The organism is Psychrobacter maritimus, from assembly GCF_904846345.1.
In the GTDB taxonomy this organism is placed as follows: domain Bacteria; phylum Pseudomonadota; class Gammaproteobacteria; order Pseudomonadales; family Moraxellaceae; genus Psychrobacter; species Psychrobacter maritimus.
The window spans coordinates 256,803-276,401 of the sequence record NZ_CAJHAJ010000003.1 but is presented as its reverse complement, the minus strand read 5'-3'; the positions used below and the strand labels follow the sequence as shown (position 1 = coordinate 276,401).

Sequence of the window (19,599 nt, the reverse complement as noted above, 5' to 3'; positions counted from 1 at the left end):
ATTAATCACAGTATTGGCTTGTTAGTTTATTTATAGGCATATAGCTTTTATCGATATCTCAATTGCCAATTTTTAGCTAAAACCCTTATAAAAGGGCTTATCTAGCAAGTAAAAGGACAATATTTGCTAAATAAGCAAAAAAAGCTTGACGTATTTTTTATCTTTGCTAGAATACGCCCCACTTAGCAAGAACTCGTTAGAGACTTTCTAAGCTCGCAGTAAGCCATTAAACACTTACCGCTTATTCTCCAATAGCTCAGTTGGTAGAGCAACGGACTGTTAATCCGTGTGTCCCTGGTTCGAGCCCAGGTTGGAGAGCCATATTTTAGTAGTAAATTTTTTGAGTCATCTTTGATTCGATTATGGCATTTGCCAAGACCCTCATCACTTTGATGGGGGTTTTTTTATGGCTGTTGTTTTTGTAAGTGACTTATTATCTAAAGATAATGATTGCTAATAATGAGGGCACATCCTCAAATCAATCAATAGTTATCTAAATAATCATCTAAATGAGGACAAGCCTTATGGTAAGAAGATTGAGATATGGGCCTGCTCTTTATTTTCTTGAATAACATGGTTATATGCTGACAACTGGTTATCTGCAAAGCTATTGGTAAAGTGCCACATGGTTGCAAATATCACACTTAATAACACTGCCATCACTGCAAGAATCACCCAAAGCGGCGTTTCACTGGTGAGCTTATGCTTAATTTGATCAGGAATTGCCCAAAACGGCGAAAATTCGTTTTTATTACCACGTAAATGCTCAATTTCATCGCCCAAGCGTGAGATAAGATAGCGAATCTTTTCAGGGGCCTCTAAGCGATACTTTCCTTGAAATCCTAGCAACATCGCATAGTGATAAACTTCTAATGCCGCTAAACGCTTCTCTCCTTGTTCGCGCAGTCCATCTAAGCGCTCAAAAAACTCATTACCAGCGATTTGTGAGCCAAACAAATCTAACTGCAGAGGATTTAGCTCCCATGCATCTTTTAGAGTCTGAAATTCTGACTCTTGTGACGTCATGATGGTTTCATCAATCAACGCACAATACGCGTACTTTGCTTCATGGATATCTTCTGATAAAAAGCCTTTTTTACGAGCGTTCATTTCAAACTTGTCTAAAAAATCATAGATTTTTTGACGAAAATGGCGAGGTTCAGTGCTGAAATAATGATTGCGCAATAAAAACACCAAGTAAAAACCGTCATACATAGTATCAACCAGCGACTGACTGCTGATACGTCTATTAAGTCCTGCGGTTGGAACTTTTGAGGCAACTTCGCCTGAATCTAACAAAGAAGGCGCTGAACCCATTGAATTATTCCCGAGCATGATTGTTCCTAATACATATTATTTTTAAAGTCCGCTTAAAAAAATCATTTAAAAAAAGCGACTTCAAAACCATTTTAAAATGCCTAAAAAAACTACTGTACGATAGCCATCAATTCAATTTTTAAATCATCAAAACCATTTGGTACATAAATACAGATGGATTCAGATCTAATCATCTCGTCATACAGCTCGCCTACTGGCTCAATAGTGAAATAACTAAAGCCCGGTCTGACAGGAATAGCACTTGGCACTTGCGAGACATGTGAAATCGGCGAGCCCGGTAGCGCAGATAGGACTCGTTTCTCCACAGCATCTGGCGTCGCAATTTTAAAGCGTCTTGGCACCAAATCTATCAACTCATGCATTGGTAGCGATGAGCTAACAGATAAATATAGCTGCGAGTTACGCGTGATTTTGTCACTGCTCAGGTCGCCCATGTAGTATGAGTGTTTGTTTTGACGTAAAGGAATGGAGATAAAATTACTGGCAATAACGGTATTGAGGAGCTCACGGATGATGCCAATGATACTGGTAAACGAATCATTGATATTATTATGATGATAATGCGGTAAGTCGCCTACCTTATATAATGAGCTGAAAGTCGCCAATTGACTGGCAACATTTAGGAGTGCTTCATACAGCCGTTCTGGGTGTAATTTCGCATTATTGTATAAATGACTCAATTGTGAATAAGCCGTATTTAAAGTATGTAATAACCAAAAAGATGCGATATCCGATGAGCGAAATTCTAACAAGTCATTATTAGACTGGCGATGGTGGTCATAGAGCGAGCTTGACTTAGTATTAATCATCGTCATCAAGCGATAGAGCTGATTGAGTAGCGCAGAATTGCTCATAATATGGACGCTAGGCACTATATAGTCTTCATCTAACTGATAGATACCTTGCGTACTGCGCGTCAGCTTAGCAATCAAGATAGAGAGCGTATCTTGACTCGGTACTTGCGCTGTATGGCTCAATTGCACGCTTGGTGATAGCTTTAGAATATCAATAACGGCTTCTGCACCCTGAGTATATAAATCATGGGCTTCGATACTATCTCTTATATAACGGGCGGGATTATCGCTATGCTCTGTCTGTATATTACTGCCACTACCCTGAACAATCTCTAGGCTTAAAAACACATACACCTCATCGCCGTTATCTTGGCTATCCAACCTCACCGCTTTAGGCAGCGCATCCGTACGCGGCGCTTGATATATCGTGCCATCGGGCAAGACTGCATAGATGCTCTCAAAGCTTAAGATATTACTTTCTAGAAGCTGGCTATCGATTTGCACATCAGCGATACCATAAGCGTAAGGATGCACGAGCATCATACTGAGCGCGCGCTGCGAGTTATGATAAGTATCTTGAATCTGAAAATGCTGAGGTCTTAAAAATAAACCTTCGCCCCATAATACTCTGTTTTTGCTCAAGATCATCTCCTACGCGCAACCAACCAGTGGCTGTTGATAATATTTAAGTTTAATAGCAAAAATGGGTGCCAATTCTGGGATGATGCCTTCTTTGATATTCACATCACATGCACCTACATTCAAGGTTAACGGCTTTTCAAAGTCGATACTACTGATAGGAATCAATAGCTGTGAGCGCTTCTTGGTGTATCTTAGCCCCACTTTAATAGCAATAAAGCGCGCCTCCTGCGGAACATTCAGCTTCAGCGCTGTTTGACGACTGGGAATGACACTCACCTCTTTAGTCGCCATCTCTAGCAGTTCTGAAAACTGACTCTCATCTTCTAAGAAGGCGATATGAGCAATACTAGCGGTGCCTTGCTTTTGACGACCCGCATTTGCATCGGCGCTCGGAAGTATCTGTAAGCTAATAGTTTGACGTTTTAACTGCGTTTGTAACGCTTGCTGTTCTGCATTCATCGCACTGAGCTGTTGTTGCTGCTGCTCAAGTTGAGCTTTAAGCTTTTCTAAATCAGTATTAGTGCTCATGTTTGCATTAACATCGACAATTTTCTTACTTATACTTTCCTCATAAAGCTGCTTATCAGATTGATAATTGTTTACTAGTGCAGTTGGCTGATTAGGTTTTAATGTTTGGTTCAACTGACTCAATCCATCACTACCGCAACCAACCAACCCTATACTTAATAGACAAAAAGATATTACTTTCAATGAAAAATCTACCATACAATTGCCCATATATAAAATGATAATAATCATTGATAGCCATTATTGGCTGGTTAAAATCTCAGCCATTTGAGGGCGACCGAGCACCCCAGGTTTACGTAGCTCAACATGCCCTAAATCCATCATGCGCCAGTCACCACCCCATACTAGCCCTGCTGATTTTGCCACTTTACCATATAACTTATAGCCCTGCATCGCCCATGGATCTTTTTCGGTAATGACAATCTTACCGTTTCTAATAAAAGCACTATCTCCTGCTAGACCAAACTGATGATAACTCTTATAAGAGCCGGCCTTCGTCACGTGCGACCCTTGCTTCAATAATTTTGCTTGTCGACCAGGACTACGATACCCCTCTAACAACACCATATCATAGCCATATTGTTCACTCATAACCTTATAAACAGTCAACATTCGCTGAACAAATTCAGAATTCATTTTATTCCAATTACGGTCAGCATTCTTGATATTAATATGACCGTTTGTGATATGTGAGGCCAATATATCGCCTGAGTAGCCAGTAGTATGATCTTGAACACTTAAATCTGATAGATCAGGCTCAGGTAACATAAGCGGTCTCGTTGACGATGTATCACTTGCCGTTTCAGGCCAATAGCCTGCTTCCATTTGAGTAGCTTGATAACTGGCAATCTCCGCTTCAAGCTCAGCAAACAGCTCTGCTGGTGGTGATGGCGGTGGGTGCAGCTGCTCCCCGATTAATAGTTGATTGATTTGTGCGTTGGCGGTGTTTGGTGCATCACTTTGAGTTCGATAAACCTCAAGGGAGTTATGCGTTATTAGGAAATAACAAAGCACTGTCGTTGCTACGATGACTAAGATGGATAAAGTTGGTATTACCGCCGCACTGACATTCGAGACTTTTATGTTCGATGATTTAATATTCAAAAATCTACGCTCAATCTTAGGTTTAATATTAGTTATCACTTGTGGCTTGAGTACAAAATATTTGGTTTTTAGCACCCATAAGTGCTGAAAAGCGTTATCAGCTTTTCGATAAACACGACCATATAGCTGACGATCAAATAGCATGACTATCACTACAATAGAAATAAGCGTAAATATCGTGGTTATCAGATAGATCATAAGATTAAATACATCACTACATCAGACTCTTAAGACACGCAATAAGCAGAAAAATATACCTGACATCCATTATCGACTGCTTATTTCCAGCAAAACTGCTCGCTATTATATAGCTAAAAACATGGTTTCTCCTAAAATAACCAGACTTAATTACAGTATTTTATAATATCCTTAAAAATTGACTAGAAACCATATGTCAAAAATAAAAACAAACCAAAGTAGATAAATATAGTAGCCATAGTGAGTGAAATATCATAAACTGCCTCTCATCTATTTGTTCGACCAGAGGTATCGCAAGTGCATTCCAGAAAACTATTAAGCTATGCAATATATACTTCTAGCGTTGTGCTTCTTGTTTACTTACTAATGACTTGGATGTATTTTAAAGACAATACCTTACAGCTTACTACCCCTAGACTATTGCTTTGGTTTATCATTCTGCCAGCATCTTTGTTTGGTTTTATATTGATAATTAGACGACATCAAAGAAATTTAGACAATAAGAAAACTGAAATCCCGCTTATCACTGACAAAGAAACAGAAAAAGAGCCTATAGAATCCTATCAATTGTTTATCAATGCTAGTATTTGCCTGCCGGAGGGAAGTAGTTGGTCTGAGATAGTAGACAATAAGGACGACCTTACTGTTTTAAGTGAAGACTTATCTGACTTCGATGGTTTACCGCTTCTAGTCAAACCTATAAAGAGTGTAATAACCGAACAATATCCTTTATATCATTATCAAGATAGCAGTAATTTTGCCAGCCATGAGCTTGAAGTCGATGCCGATGCCGACAATTATGCCAGTTATGACGAATCAGATACCTACGACGATGAGGAAGAGCGACCGCAATCTTCAGATGAGTTGACCTTGCGTTTGTGTGCCTTGGTTGCTGAGCAGCTGCTACTGAGCAATGATTTCCTCTCGCTACTCGCCCAACATTTCGCTTATCTTGAACAAGATGATGATGAGCCAAATTCAGCCATTCATATTCATCCTGATTGGCAGCCGCATTATATCGCAGGTGCTAATAACAGTAATAACAGCAGCGAAACGAATGATGAAGAGTCACGTAATGACTTGCCTGCCCAAAACCTATCTCAGCTGTCTATTTACTTGTGTATCCCAAGCCTCGTTGACACTGATTTTCTGCTACGTTTTATCAAACAACAGTTAGCCGATTATGGTATAGCAGAATCGTTACTCGCGATCACTCTGATTTTTGCTGACGATGAATCCTATCAGCCGCTCGACTTTATCGATGAACATCTTATTACGCTCGCTAAAGCGGCTGTCCCTAAAACTTGTTTACTGATGAATGTAGACTGCCAAATTTATGAAGCATGGTTGGAGTCGTCGCTATATGAAACTGCGCTCGATAATACGATACCAACCGAAGCGGGAACCTTGTTATTTTTTTCTAATAAAGCTGCTCATGAAGCTCTTAATTTAGAAAGTGATAGCTATTTTTTATTGACTAAGATTCCTAACCATACTCTCAGTCAGACAGATAATACTGCAAATACTGATTCCAACTCTTCTCAGTCTAATCCTTCACAGCTCGAGACTCGCCAGCACTACGCGAAAAACCTACGAAAGATAAAGTACTTATTACTAAATGGTACGTCGGCTACAGCGCCCGTTGACAAACGTAAAATGAAAACCATAGAAAGCCAAAATCTTGAGCCTATTGCTAATACATCAACCATCAAAGCCATAACCTCTAAAAACAATATAAACGCTATAACAGACATTAATCCATTAAAGCAGCCTTATGACTTGTCTTTATTTATGACATTTATCGACTCATTAATAGAGAAAGACATACTAGTAAACGAGCATCATTTAGGGCATTATATGCCATCAAACCTATGGTTAAAGACATTCATAAGCTTATCTTTATTGGTTTCCAAAGCTAATTCAAACGAACAACAGTCAGGCTTATCATTTTTAATAACCAAACATAAGAACGACTGTATATTATGGCTACAACATTCTTCTGAAGCGTCTTAGGCGTATTTTTATTCGTTGCCTGACATCATAGTCACCGTTTACCCTGACCCGATAACCCCCTATTATTTCAAGATTACATTAGGTAGCAAGTATGTTTGCAAGATTTTTCCATCTTATTTACCACCCGAGAGTGTTATTAATCTTAGGGGTTATCGTCGCTTTGGTCTTACTTTACGATTATATGCCGCTTAAAACCTTCATCGTCATTCTTAGTATTGCCGTAACTACTGCTCTGCTTGCTACCTTAGGTTACTATTTTTGGAAAAAACGCAGACTTGCCTCGGCAGAACTGGCCAATTTAGTAGAAAACAATGGCGATGAGCATAATAAAGACACTATCGCTAAAGATGAAAATGCACAAGAAGTGCAAGCATTACGTCAGCAAATGCAAGACGCCATTAAAACCATTCGTAAATCGAAAATCGGTGATCAAACCGGTAAAGCAGCGTTATATGAGCTGCCATGGTATATGGTCATCGGCAATCCAGCAGCTGGTAAAAGCTCGGCAGTGCTGCACTCTGGGCTAAAGTTTCCATTTATGGAGCAAACCAACAAGCTGTCAGTCAAAGGCGTGGGTGGTACGCGTAACTGCGATTGGTTTTTTTCTACTGAAGGGATTCTACTTGATACCGCAGGGCGTTATTCTGCTTATGAAGACGACCGTTCAGAATGGCTGTCATTCTTAAACCTACTGAAAAAGAACCGCCCCAAGGCCCCTATTAATGGCATTATCATTGCCGTTAGCATCGCAGAATTGACTAAAAATGAGCCTAGCTATGCGCTGGATTTGGCTAAAAACTTACGAAGTCGTGTGCAGGATTTGACCGAACAATTAGAAGTTTATGCCCCTGTTTATGTGGTATTTACCAAGATGGATCTGGTATCAGGATTTCGTGATTTCTTTCATGATTATGAGCAAGAAGATCGCGGGCAAGTATGGGGGGCGACCATTCCTTATCCAGAAGACCCCGACAACATCAATATTACAGATGTTTTTGAAGAACATTTTGGCGTATTGGTAAATGGTCTAAAAGACTTAAGCACCACTAAACTGTCGTTACGCCATCAGCGTACTGTCTCACCCAGTTTGATGACATTTCCAATGGAATTTCAGTCATTGCGTCCTATGATAAGAACGCTCATGCACGCTCTGTTTGAAGACAATCCTTTTCAATTTAAGCCGATATTGCGTGGTTTTTATTTCACCAGTGCGCTACAAGAAGGTCAAGTTAGCAGTCAAATGACGCTACAAATGGTACAAAATTTTGATTTGCAGCCACCGGCCGTTCCCCTTAATTCTCAGCAAACAAACGCAGATAAGCCTTATTTTTTAAACGATCTTTTTTCCAAGGTTATCTTAAAAGACAAACATTTGGTTAAGCAGCACAAGAACCGTGATAAACGTAGCCATCGCGCCCTTGCAACCTTAGCATCGGTCGTGGTGCTCTGTGCGGCGGCTGGGCTATGGACATGGTCATATGCCAATAATAAACAGCTGACTGAACGGGTAGCAGCAGATTTACAACAAGTTGCTCAAATCCAAAAAAATTCAAACGGTGATTTGCAGTCACAACTGGAGTCACTCAGTATTTTACAAAGTCGCATAGAGCAGCTTGAAGAGTACGAAAATGGTCACCCTCTCTCGTTAAGTTTTGGCTTATATCAAGGCGACAAGCTCAAAGAAAAACTTTTATCAGAATACTACAACGGTATTGGCATCATTGTCTTAGCACCTACCAAACAAAATATAGAAAAATTCCTCACTGAGGTCAATGCCAATACGGCACAACTATCGGTTAAAGAGCCAGAGGCGCAAGAAAGTGAGTCTGCAACTGGCAATACTGATACCTATATCCAATCAGATCCTACCGATGTTGAAGATGCTTACAATGCGCTCAAAGCCTACTTGATGCTGAGCAATCACGATCATTTAGAAACCAGCCATTTGAGCGATCAGATGACGCGCTTTTGGCGTACTTGGCTTGAAGCCAATCGCGCAGATATGCCACGCGATAAAATGATTCGACAAGCCGAGCGGATTTTAAGTTTTAGCTTGGCTCATATTAACGACCCAAGCTTTCCTTTGATTCAAAACGACTTAGGATTGATTGATAAAACCCGTATGAATTTATCTAAAGTCAGTAAAGGCCAGCCTGCACGTGAGCGTGTTTATTCCGAGATAAAAATGCGCTCATCAGCACGCTTTCCAGCAGTGACGGTGGCACAGATTACTCAAAACACAGGCAACGAAGCATTACTAGGTAGCTATGTAATTTCTGGCACCTTTACCAAGCAAGCATGGGAATCCTTTATCAGTGATGAAATCGATAAAGCGGCGACCAATAAGATGGTGGCTGACGATTGGGTATTGGCAACCAGCAGCCAAAATGACTTGACCTTGACCGGTAGTCCTGAACAAATACGCCAATATTTGGTCAGTCGCTATAAGCAGGAATATATCAGCGAATGGAAGCGGTTTTTATCACAAGTCTATATTCGTGACAGTAAAGGCTTTGACGATCATGCAGTACTATTAAATCAGCTGTCCAATGCCACAGAATCTCCCTTAAAGACTTTATTTGAAACCGTTGATCGCCAGACCCAATGGGATAATAAATCTACAAGCTCATCCTCAGCTGATGGCGCGCAATCTCGGCGCTCATTTGTAACTTGGTTTAAGCAAACTATTCTTCGTCAAAGCCCAGCGGAGCTCCGTCAGGCCGAAGCCATGATGGGTAATAACCAATCGAGCCCTAATGCTACTGTGATACCCGCAAGTTCAGGCTTGATTGCGCAAGAGTTTTCCGCTATTCACAATTTGGTCACGCCAAGAGAAGACAACCAAAACCTGTCTTTATTGGATAATTATTTGGCAAGCTTGGGGCATATTAGAACCCGCTTTAATAATATCGCTCGTAGTGATGATATTGGTCCCGATGCATTGTTGTTTGCCTCACAGACTTTAAGCCCAGAAGGCTCAGAGCTTACCAAGTCTTTACAGATACTAGATGAACAGATACTCAGTCAAGCCAACTCTGAGATGAAGCAATTGGTACGCCCATTATTGAGTGAGTCCCTTACGCGCTCATTTAATATGCTTTTAAAGCCTACCAAAGATGAGATTAATAAAGTTTGGCAAGCACAAGTATATAAGCCTTTTCTTGACAATTTGGGCAATAAATATCCGTTTACTGCCAATGCCAATTTAGAAGCCACGCCTGCTGAGATTGGGCAGTTCTTTGGCGAGGATGGCTATGTAGCAAAATTCGTCAATGAAACCTTGTCGCCCTTTATCATTCGCCGCGGTGATCAGATATCTAGTAAAATTTGGAACGGTGCAGGTTTGGGACTCAGTCCAAAGTTTGTGGCTGATTTTGGTCGCTATTTCGTCAATTATACCGGTGGTAATGGCAGCGGTACGGCAGGCGCCGCAGGTGCTAATGGGGCCTCGAATCAAACCACCTTTCAGATTATGCCATTGCCGGTCAGTGGCTTAACAGAATATACCATCGTCGTTGATGGTCAGCAGCTGCGTTATCGCATGGGCACCCAAGCGTGGACGACATTTGTATGGCCAAATCCTAGTAGCCAGCCAGGTGCCAGTATTAGAGCCAAGGATTATGATGGCAAAGACTATACTGTCTTTGAAGAGGCTGGCAGCTTTGGGGTAGAGCGTCTTATCAATAGTGCGCGGCGCACCGAGCTTGGCGATAACATCTTTGAGATGGCATGGTCAGGTGATGGTATTACTATCTCCGTCCGCTTTAGGATTATCAGTGGCAACAGCAGCACCGCCAGTCAAGGTCGCTCAAGCAATCCTTTTACTGGTATGAAACTGCCTAACGAAGTGATTGGTCTGGGTGTTACACGTACCGCAAAGCCTACAACGGCAGCACCCAATAGTGGTAATACCAATGAGCGTGATGCAAACGCTCAAAACCAACCCTCGAGTAGCTCGCCACGCACAAACACCACACCGCAAAATCCGAATGCTAATGAACGTGCGGCTAATGGTGTAGCTACCTCTGCAAATACAAGCAATGATGATGCCAATGAAGCGTCTCATTTAAATACTCCTGCTAGCGATGCTAATGCCAGCTCTGAGCCGCAGGAGCAAAACCCATGACTTCTGAATCATTACCATTGGTATATTTCGGCAAACTGCCTGCACGTGGAGACTTTGTTCGTGCGCGCAGTCATATCAGCGAAACCAATGATATAGACACTTGGGTCAGTCAGGCATTGACGGCATCCGAATATTTATTACCGAAAGCCTTATTGCCAAAAGATGTATTAACTGAGCATTCATTAGAGACAAACCCTTTAAAAAACGGCGCTATAAAAGAAAACACAGCGCTATATTTCAGTCACATCGATACTACGGCTAATAAAATCGTCACAGGTGTCCTGATACCCAGTCACGATAGCAATCAACGCCGCTACCCCTTAATTGGCTTTGGTCTGATGTATCACGATAAACCCAAAAGTTGGATGAATTATGTGCCGATTAAATCTCTGTCTTTATGGGACGATGTATATGACGCCTTAATTAACGCTAAGTCTCAAACTGACACTGCCAAAGTAATGGAAGATTTAAATAATTGCTCACTGACTATCGATCAAAATGCCAGTACCCACTATTACAACTTCATTAATAAGACCACCCTACAAGATATCGCAGGCTTAATGGGTATCGATAAAGCGCATTTAATACAACAAATCATTGCCACTGGTTTATTATTTTTACCAACTTATTCTAAAGGCTTTCATGGCCTAAACAAATCTATAAGCTGGACGCTGCCCGCTGAAAGAGCCCCTGCTATATATATGGCGACCTTTTGGCATGACCTGATTCATGGGTTTTATCAGCCTCATCAATTACAGCTTAATACCTATCTTTATCGAACCTCTGAGCATTACCAGCTGTTATTGAGCTTTACCGAATCAGATAGCCAGCTACTTTCTCAACTATTAACGCATAAGAACATCTTACCTGCTGACTGGGTCTCGATTGGGGATAGTGGTTGGACACAAAGCTATATCGATGAGGACATTGGTTTGACTCGATTCAACAAAATATTATTGCAAGACGATCTGTATTTGTATGACACCAGACAATTATTTAAGCAAATATTTTTAGCACAATAAGGCTTATTGTCTATTTTTCCTATTTATACACCTGATAAACATTGAAGTAAAAAAGGGTACTGCCATGCTAACTCGTTTCTCAATCAAGAATTCTAGGCTAATAGGAAGTAGAAAAAACCTATTATTGGCAGCAATCATTACCTTATCTATGAGCGCGATGGTCTTTGCTGCTCAAGATACCCTACCTAACGACCAAGATGTGCCTGTGGTCATAAAAGGCGTCGTTGCCACGAGTTCAGATAAGCAGCAGCTTCTTGATAAGCTCAAGGCTCAGTACCCTGATAAACCCGTTAGAGATGAAATTGAGGTGCGCTCAAATATCAACATACCGACCAATTGGCAGCAAGTAGCCACTGCCATTATTGATAGCGACATAGCCAATATACACCAAGGTCGGATAGATATTAATGGTACGACTATTAGCCTACACGGTAAGGTCAGCAGCCTTGAACAAAAACAAGCTATCCAAAACCGTATTCATACGCGTTTGACCGATCTTTATCAATTAGAAAATCAGCTGGTTGTCACTCAAGGCGAACAACAGCTCATAGATGAGACCCTAGGCAATCGTATCGTTGAGTTTGAATCAGGAAGTGCCAACTTAACCCCAATGGGTCTTGGTATCCTAGATGATATGGCAGGGGTATTACAGCGGGTTGGCGATAAACCCGTAACTATCACCGGCCATACAGACAATGTCGGTAATTCTGGTGGCAATTTAACACTATCGAATCAGCGTGCAGAAGCGGTGAAACAGTATCTCATCGGTCGCAATATCGATGCTGCTCGCCTGAGTACGACTGGCAAGGGGGATTTAGACCCTATTGCTAGCAATGATAATGAAGAAGGACGCACGCGTAATCGGCGTATCGAATTTACCCTTGCTGAGTAACCTTTATTTACTAGTAACCATTATCAGTAATAACTGATCCAGAATGACAAAACCCAGCGCTTTATACGCTTCATAGCACTGCTTTATTACATTGCTTAATAAAATGGGACAACAACCATGCTACGTTTGCTCAATACGGCGCTACCCATGCATCTTGATAGGCTCTATGCCAGTGAAGGCAATAGCCAAGCTCCTTATGCCAGTGCCAAACAAGATATTACTGTTCATCAAACGTGGCAAGATGAATTGCTCAATGCCGAGTATGAGACAGCTATCATTGAGCGCTTAAATCCTAATAGCGGTTATCAGGATCAGCAGCATGGTATCGACACTTATGTACTACAGGTCTACATTCATGAAGGTCATCATTTACCCTTCTCTTCTTGCACGGCTTTAATTGGTAGTCCTTTAACCTTATGCTTTGATACGCCGAATGGCAGCAGCTATCGCCATCTATATCTAACCGCTATTTGTCAATTGGATCATGATGGCAGCTATGGGTATTACCGCCTACTCGCCCAGCCTATTACTTATCGTTTGCATCAACATTTAAGCAGCCATATAGATACTGAAACTTCTGTCCAAACGATGGTCGCACAGCGCACAGCGGCGCTAGACATAGAAGTCATCGATGACAGTAACAGGGATGAAGATGCAAGCTGGACACCTGCACGTATGACCCAATGGCAAATAAGTGATTGGACACATATTTGTGAGCGGCTCTCGCGTCAAGGTTTAACCGCTTACCTGCGTCATCAGCAAACTTTTGAGCACCGCCTGCCAAAGCTCATCATAACCTCAGCATATCCAAGCGATGGTGATAACATCAGTCAGAATATAGGCCCACTGCGTTACCAGCAAGTACTACATGATCGTGTTCATGCGCCTGTCTTAGCAATCAGTGAGCATGTTACGGTACAACCTGATTCTGTCATCATGCAACGCTTCAATGCCGCAAAGGTTGCTCACCCTACTCAAACGGCTGACGTCTTTTTTGAAGATAACCATCTTAAGCAAAATAATGGTAACGACAATACGCTGATTTTAGACAGCCCTGCCGCCTTTGCTCCAGTGACGGATACCGAAGCCGTAAACGAGGCGGCTATTATCGCAAACAGCCATCAAAGTCAGTATAGTGTCTATCATGCTCTTAGCCATGCTACAGATTTAAATATCGCTGACACCTTTGTATTAGCCGAGCATAGCGCACTGAATCAGCATTACCGCACCACTCATATCGTACATTTAGCACGTAATAGCCTCACTCATGTGACAGGATTAACAAGTAGTCGCCGCCATCATCAGCGTCACGCCTCTTCTTTAGAGGCTGGCACTCACCTAACCCAACTTAGATTAATCACTGCTGATACTCCGTGGGTCGGTCAGCTCTATAGTAGGCATGCGTTGCCACCGATGACGGGCATCACTGAAATGCAAAATGAGATTGATAGCCGTAATCATATGACGCCGACTAAAAGCTATTTACTAGATAGCCCCGCCCAAGCAATCAATCGATTAGAGGCACAAGCAGGTGCTAATTACGGCAGTCACTTCACCCATAGGGCTGATGACCAAACCCTCATGCAGTCTATCGGTGATGGTGAACATTTAATTAATATTGGTAGCCTATTGTCATCTACGCGCCCAAGTCTATTTGCCACTGACAATGAACAAGCGGTCGAAAGCGGTTATCGCAACACGGGTAACGGCCTATCTGAATGGGTGACTGACCATCGTACAGAGCAAGCTTACTCTCAGCTAAAAGTAGACAGTGCCGGGATATCTGCCAGTCTAAAAATGGGGGTTATCAATCCATCAGACACAGCCAAACGTCAAGGTATCAATGCGGCCACCAATGCCCAAATCAATATAAAGTCAGGTGAAGCCTTAGCCCTTTCCACTCAACCGCAAACCCACGCGCAAACAGGACAACATAATTACCAACACCATACCCCGACCCTCACCCAAACTGGTCTTGGCGGTCAGCACTTAGCGGAGCGTTTAACGCAGCTAGCAACGGGACTTGGCAGACAAGTGAATGACCATAAGGCGATTAAAACCCAGCTTGAGACTATTGCAGAGGAACAGCAAACCAAAACCCATCAAACAACGCCAGTAACGCTGATTGATAGTGCGGCTGATACCGGCTATGTCAGTGATGACCTACTTATTCACCGGTCAATGGGCGAGATGATAATGACCACGCAGCAAGATATGATAATCAGTAGTGGTGATAGCCATAACCAAGTCAGCAGCGAGTCACTCAATATAATAGCCGATGGTCAATTTAGCATGACCAATGCGAAAGAAAATATCACCCTTTCTGCGCACACAGGAAAACTGGAAGCCACGGCAAAACAAGATGTGAATATCGCCTCCTCGACCAAAGAGGTTGAGATAGTGGCAACGAATAAGATTACGCTGACGGCTGGCGGTGCGAGTATCACTTTAGATGGTGGTGATATTACCATTACGGCTAAGCAGTTTACTGAGAAAGCTGGGAAGCATAGTAAGGCTGGGGGCGGAGTTGATGGGTTGAGTTTGGCGGGGTTGCCGAACTTAATAGCTGGTGCAATGTACAAGGCAAAATTTAGATTTGCTGATGACGATGATGATGCCTATGGCAATACGCCATATGTTGCTATTAATGAGAATACGAAAGAGACGTTTGAAGGCATGACTGACGACAATGGCAACACTGAGAATTTCTATAGTTCTGACTCCAATAAGATTAAAGTTCATTTAAAGTTAGACAACTATACTGCTCAGTTCAGATTCGCTGATGATTGCGATATTCCTTATAGCTTTGTCGATTATATTGCACAAGCTGAAATAACCAGTGAAATGTTTGAAGGTACGACTGATAAAGAAGGCTTTACGGATATGATGTATACCTCTATAGAACAAAATATAACCATCCACCTAAAAAACGATTAAGATAAGGAATAATATATGCCTAATGAATCTAGCAATAGAAGTCAAGCATATCCACCTGGGTACAATCCATTTGCAGCTCTTCAAAGTCCTAACACATCAAGTTCGAGAACCTCTTCGAATAATAGAACTCAACAAGTAAATATTAGTAGAGATACATTGTTCAAAAAACTATGGCGAAACTATCCTGTCAATAAATCTGCTCCTGATACTTATAAAATGGTCGGTGGACAAGCATATGCACTACATAAAGAGAACCCAGCATCCTATACTAATGCATGTGCTTTAAGGTTAAGTAGATCTTTAAACTACTCTGGATATAGAATAAAAAACAGGGAATCTGGATTTTATACTGTAAAAGGGGAAGATAACCTTAGCTATTTGCTGCGTGTTAAAGAGATGATAAAACTAGTAAAGAGCAAATTTGGCAGCCCAACATCTACTTTTCTATCTAGTAGCACCTCTATGGCCAGCGTCAGTGGAAAGCTTTCTGGAAAAACAGGAATAATAATCTTTGATGTTAGTGGATGGAGTGACGCTACTGGCCATGTTACTTTATGGAATGGAAATACTTGTGGCGATAGCTGTTACTTTATGCCCCATGCTCCTGCTACAACAGATAGAATACTGTTTTGGGAAATAAAATAATGAAGCCATTTAGTTACTTAACAATAATATTGCTATCGCTATTCAGCCAATCTTGTTATTCACAAAACGATGAATATATAGAATCCTCTAGACTATCCCTAAAAAACTATGGATTTTCTTATTGTATGAAGAAAAAATCAGAAGAAAAAAACTTACCTTATCTAGATTACTCCAGAGCCTTAGGTATTTACCTTAATAACGGTAATCATAATAGTCCAGATGTATACAATTCAGTCCATTCATACATAAAAGATAACATTAAAAGCAATAACTTTAAATCTTTTAATGGTGATAACACTACATTCTCTTGTCTAGAATTATACAATAGTAAGAGATATGAAGAATTCATAGAATCCTTAGATAGTTATATAGCACCAGAATCGAACCTTTCCTGAAAAATATGGAACTGATACTTTTATGGATATTATGTACATTAGAGATACAGACCCTGAAACAGGCAACCGTCATTACTTAATGAGTTTGGACATAAGCGATCCAATCGAAGTCGTTAAGCAAACTGTAGGAGCAGACCATAGGGACAATTGGGAAAAAGAGTATGTTAGATTATATCCAGAAATACCCACATGGAGATTATAATCAGAGACCCAAGCACTAGAAATGGGCTTAGACATCCAACAAGATCAACCTGACTACACCCTACCCCTTGTGTTAGAAAAAACAGGCATCGATATGAGTAAGTTTGTATCCATTGATCCCTATAAAATAACCTACGAAGAGTTTATTAAGCGTTCTGAGTCGGGTGAAGATATGACCCCTTATTATGAGAATAAAACCAAACCCAACAAGCCCGAAATCACCAGTAAAGCTCGAGGACGTTGCCAAGCAGGACAGCCCTGCCCTAAATCTGGCTACTGGTTTACTTTAGCAAAAGCGGACAGCCGCACTTACTTTAAACAAGGCGACATCATGCCAGATTATCCAAATAATAGCTGGGGTGAGGTTATTTGGCAGTTTGATGGTGAGAAAGGTTAGTTGTATTCTGTAATTTGTCCGTATTGAAACACATACTTAAAAACATAAAATAAAAGCATTTATACCCAGACTATTGTACGATAACCATAAACGAGCAAACAATTTGACCTTGTAACGCTTGGCGATTAGAGTGTTCGTCCCCATTATTTATTTTTATAATAAAACCTTTATACCTATATATACTGTCTGTATGTTAACCCTTCACCATTCAAAGACTGGATTTTTATGAGTAATACTGAACAAATTACTTCTTCTGATAACACCCATTATTTACACCATACTTTTTTTGAGCCAAGCGATACTAGCACGGCAATTACTGCTACCTTGCTGATTGTGCATGGGATGGCGGAGCACAGTGGCCGCTATGCAGAGTTTGCGCAGTTTTTAGCGGATAATGGCATTGCGGTTGCCACTTATGATCAGCTTGGTCATGGGCAGACCGTTAAATCAGCCGATGATTTGGGTTTTTTTGCTGAAGAGCATCCGGTACAGTCATTGTTAAAAGACGTTATTATCATGGCAGACAGCCTAAAGGCGCGCCATCCTAACGTACCGCATTTTGTCATGGGTCACTCGATGGGCTCGTTTATTGTGCGTAACGTCCTCAAGCATCATGCACAGAACTTTACTGGTGCAATCCTAATGGGCACGGCTGATGCCAATCCATTGACCAAGGTATTGTTGCCGATTAATAAAATCTTAGCAAAAGCCGCTCCTAGAAAGCCAAATACTGTCTTTGCCAACGTGATGAATAAAGTGCTCAATAGTAAGCTTGATAATCGTATTTCTACTTCGGAATTTGCATGGCTAAATGAAGATCCTGCGGCTATCGAAGCGTACGAAGCCGATCCATTGACGGGTTTTGACTTTACCAATAATGGCTTTTTGACGTTGTTCACCTTAATGGACGCTGGTCTCAATAAAAACTGGGCGACAACAATTGCCAAAGGCTTTCCTATGTTATTGGTCAGTGGTGAGAACGATCCTATTGGCGATATGGGCAAAGGCATCCGCAAAATTGCCAGCCGTTTAGAAAAACAGAACTTTAGTGATGTCGAGCTTCAGCTTTATCCGCACATGCGCCATGAGCCACTTCATGAGCAGAATAAAGCATTGGTTTATCAAGACATCTTAGATTGGATAATTAGCCATACTCCTAATTAATAGCAGCATTAGTCATCAATAACAGCACTGCTACTGGCGCTTAAGTTATTTGCTAAAAGCCGCTAAATTAGCGACAATACAGCAAGCCCATTTTTTAGTTAAAACGCTTTTATTCACTTTATTAGCACCGCTCTTTTTATTCGTTTTTATTTACCTTCCATCAATTTTAGGAATATTTATGTCATTGCAACAAACCATTGAACAAGCCTTTGAAAATCGTAACGAATATAGCCCAGCAACCATGCCAAAAGACGTACGCGATGCCATCAATGAAGTGCTTGAGCAACTAGACAACGGTAGCTTGCGTGTGGCAGAGAAAAAAGATGGTGAATGGGTGGTCAATCAGTGGGCTAAAAAAGCGGTTTTATTATCATTTCGTTTAAATGATAACTATGTTCAAGCTGCGGGCGAACACGTGCAGTTTTATGATAAGGTGCCAACGAAGTTTGCCAACTGGACAGAAGCGCAGTTTAAAGAAGCTGGCGTACGCGTGGTACCACCAGCGGTTGCTCGTAAAGGCTCATACATCGCAGCGGGTGCCGTATTGATGCCATCGTACGTCAATATTGGCGCTTATGTCGACCAAGGTGCGATGGTCGATACGTGGGCTACGGTTGGTTCGTGTGCCCAAATCGGTAAAAATGTGCATCTATCAGGCGGCGTTGGTATCGGCGGTGTCTTAGAACCTCTACAAGCCAATCCAACGATTATTGAAGACAATTGCTTCATCGGTGCGCGCTCTGAAATCGTTGAAGGCGTGATTGTAGAAGAAGGCTCAGTGATTTCTATGGGTGTGTTTATCGGGCAATCAACGCGCATTTATGACCGCGAAACGGGCGAGATTCATCGCGGCCGTGTACCAGCAGGCTCAGTCGTTGTGCCCGGTAGCTTGCCATCAGAAGACGGCACTCACAGCTTATATGCTGCGATTATTGTGAAAAAAGTCGATGCGCAAACCCGAGCTAAGACCTCAGTCAATGAGCTATTACGTTTAGCCTAATGCTTTTTTTATTATGTTAATTATTTTTATCATAAAAGATGCTGGGGCTGACTCCAGCATCTTTTTTAATGCTTTATGGCAGGTTAATAGCAGCTTAATGGCAAGTTTAATGTAAGACATTACGTTATAATCTGCCTCTCGTTTTGACACTGAAACTCCGAGCGTTAGACAGATTATTAAGCCCTTTTTATTTGATAAATGCT

13 protein-coding genes and 1 tRNA gene are annotated in these 19,599 nt (G+C 41.5%); 10 read left to right on the top strand and 4 right to left on the bottom strand.

The genetic code is table 11. From position 1 onward, the window contains the following. Positions 1-245 precede the first annotated feature (245 nt). A tRNA-Asn gene (locus tag JMX50_RS06260) sits at positions 246-321 on the top strand. A gap of 201 nt (positions 322-522) precedes the next feature. On the opposite strand, the gene icmH is transcribed toward JMX50_RS06260, so the two are convergent. The 4 genes from icmH to JMX50_RS06240 form a co-directional block, all read right to left on the bottom strand. After that, positions 523-1,335, bottom strand: a complete 813-nt coding sequence (gene icmH, locus JMX50_RS06255; protein ID WP_201628872.1) for a type IVB secretion system protein IcmH/DotU — start codon at positions 1,333-1,335, stop codon at positions 523-525. Positions 1,336-1,427: 92 nt separating this feature from the next. Continuing rightward, on the bottom strand, positions 1,428-2,774 hold the full coding sequence (gene tssK / locus JMX50_RS06250) for a type VI secretion system baseplate subunit TssK (protein WP_201628871.1): 1,347 nt from the start codon (positions 2,772-2,774) through the stop codon (positions 1,428-1,430). A gap of 9 nt (positions 2,775-2,783) precedes the next feature. Beyond that, a complete protein-coding gene (locus tag JMX50_RS06245; RefSeq protein ID WP_201628870.1) occupies positions 2,784-3,416 on the bottom strand; it encodes a hypothetical protein in 633 nt (210 codons plus the stop codon). Positions 3,417-3,542: 126 nt separating this feature from the next. Next, positions 3,543-4,550 (bottom strand): M15 family metallopeptidase, encoded by a 1,008-nt coding sequence (locus JMX50_RS06240; RefSeq protein ID WP_201628869.1) that lies wholly within the window; start codon positions 4,548-4,550, stop codon positions 3,543-3,545. Between the two features lie 429 nt (positions 4,551-4,979). On the opposite strand from JMX50_RS06240, the gene JMX50_RS06235 reads away from it, so the two are divergent. The 9 genes from JMX50_RS06235 (at position 4,980) to dapD (ending at position 19,396) form a co-directional block, all read left to right on the top strand. Continuing rightward, entirely contained in the window at positions 4,980-6,617 is a 1,638-nt protein-coding gene (locus tag JMX50_RS06235) for a hypothetical protein (RefSeq protein ID WP_201628868.1), read from the top strand. Between the two features lie 91 nt (positions 6,618-6,708). Further along, on the top strand, positions 6,709-10,743 hold the full coding sequence (gene tssM / locus JMX50_RS06230) for a type VI secretion system membrane subunit TssM (protein WP_201628867.1): 4,035 nt from the start codon (positions 6,709-6,711) through the stop codon (positions 10,741-10,743). Beyond that, positions 10,740-11,765, top strand: a complete 1,026-nt coding sequence (locus tag JMX50_RS06225) for a TagF domain-containing protein (protein WP_201628866.1) — start codon at positions 10,740-10,742, stop codon at positions 11,763-11,765. The genes tssM and JMX50_RS06225 overlap by 4 nt, the downstream gene beginning before the upstream one ends. A gap of 64 nt (positions 11,766-11,829) precedes the next feature. Next, positions 11,830-12,657, top strand: a complete 828-nt coding sequence (locus JMX50_RS06220; protein WP_201628865.1) for an OmpA family protein — start codon at positions 11,830-11,832, stop codon at positions 12,655-12,657. A gap of 117 nt (positions 12,658-12,774) precedes the next feature. After that, positions 12,775-15,594: a DUF2345 domain-containing protein gene (locus JMX50_RS06215; RefSeq protein ID WP_201628864.1), complete on the top strand. Its 2,820-nt coding sequence runs from the start codon at positions 12,775-12,777 to the stop codon at positions 15,592-15,594. A gap of 15 nt (positions 15,595-15,609) precedes the next feature. Beyond that, positions 15,610-16,239: a type VI secretion system amidase effector protein Tae4 gene (locus JMX50_RS06210; RefSeq protein ID WP_201628863.1), complete on the top strand. Its 630-nt coding sequence runs from the start codon at positions 15,610-15,612 to the stop codon at positions 16,237-16,239. Between the two features lie 618 nt (positions 16,240-16,857). Next, positions 16,858-17,232 carry a hypothetical protein gene (locus tag JMX50_RS06205; protein WP_201628862.1) on the top strand — a complete coding sequence of 125 codons (375 nt, stop codon included), beginning with the start codon at positions 16,858-16,860 and terminating at the stop codon, positions 17,230-17,232. A 225-nt stretch (positions 17,233-17,457) separates the two neighbouring features. Continuing rightward, positions 17,458-18,396, top strand: a complete 939-nt coding sequence (locus JMX50_RS06200) for an alpha/beta hydrolase (RefSeq protein ID WP_201628861.1) — start codon at positions 17,458-17,460, stop codon at positions 18,394-18,396. A 178-nt stretch (positions 18,397-18,574) separates the two neighbouring features. Continuing rightward, positions 18,575-19,396: a 2,3,4,5-tetrahydropyridine-2,6-dicarboxylate N-succinyltransferase gene (gene dapD / locus JMX50_RS06195; RefSeq protein WP_183618859.1), complete on the top strand. Its 822-nt coding sequence runs from the start codon at positions 18,575-18,577 to the stop codon at positions 19,394-19,396. Positions 19,397-19,599: the final 203 nt, after the last annotated feature.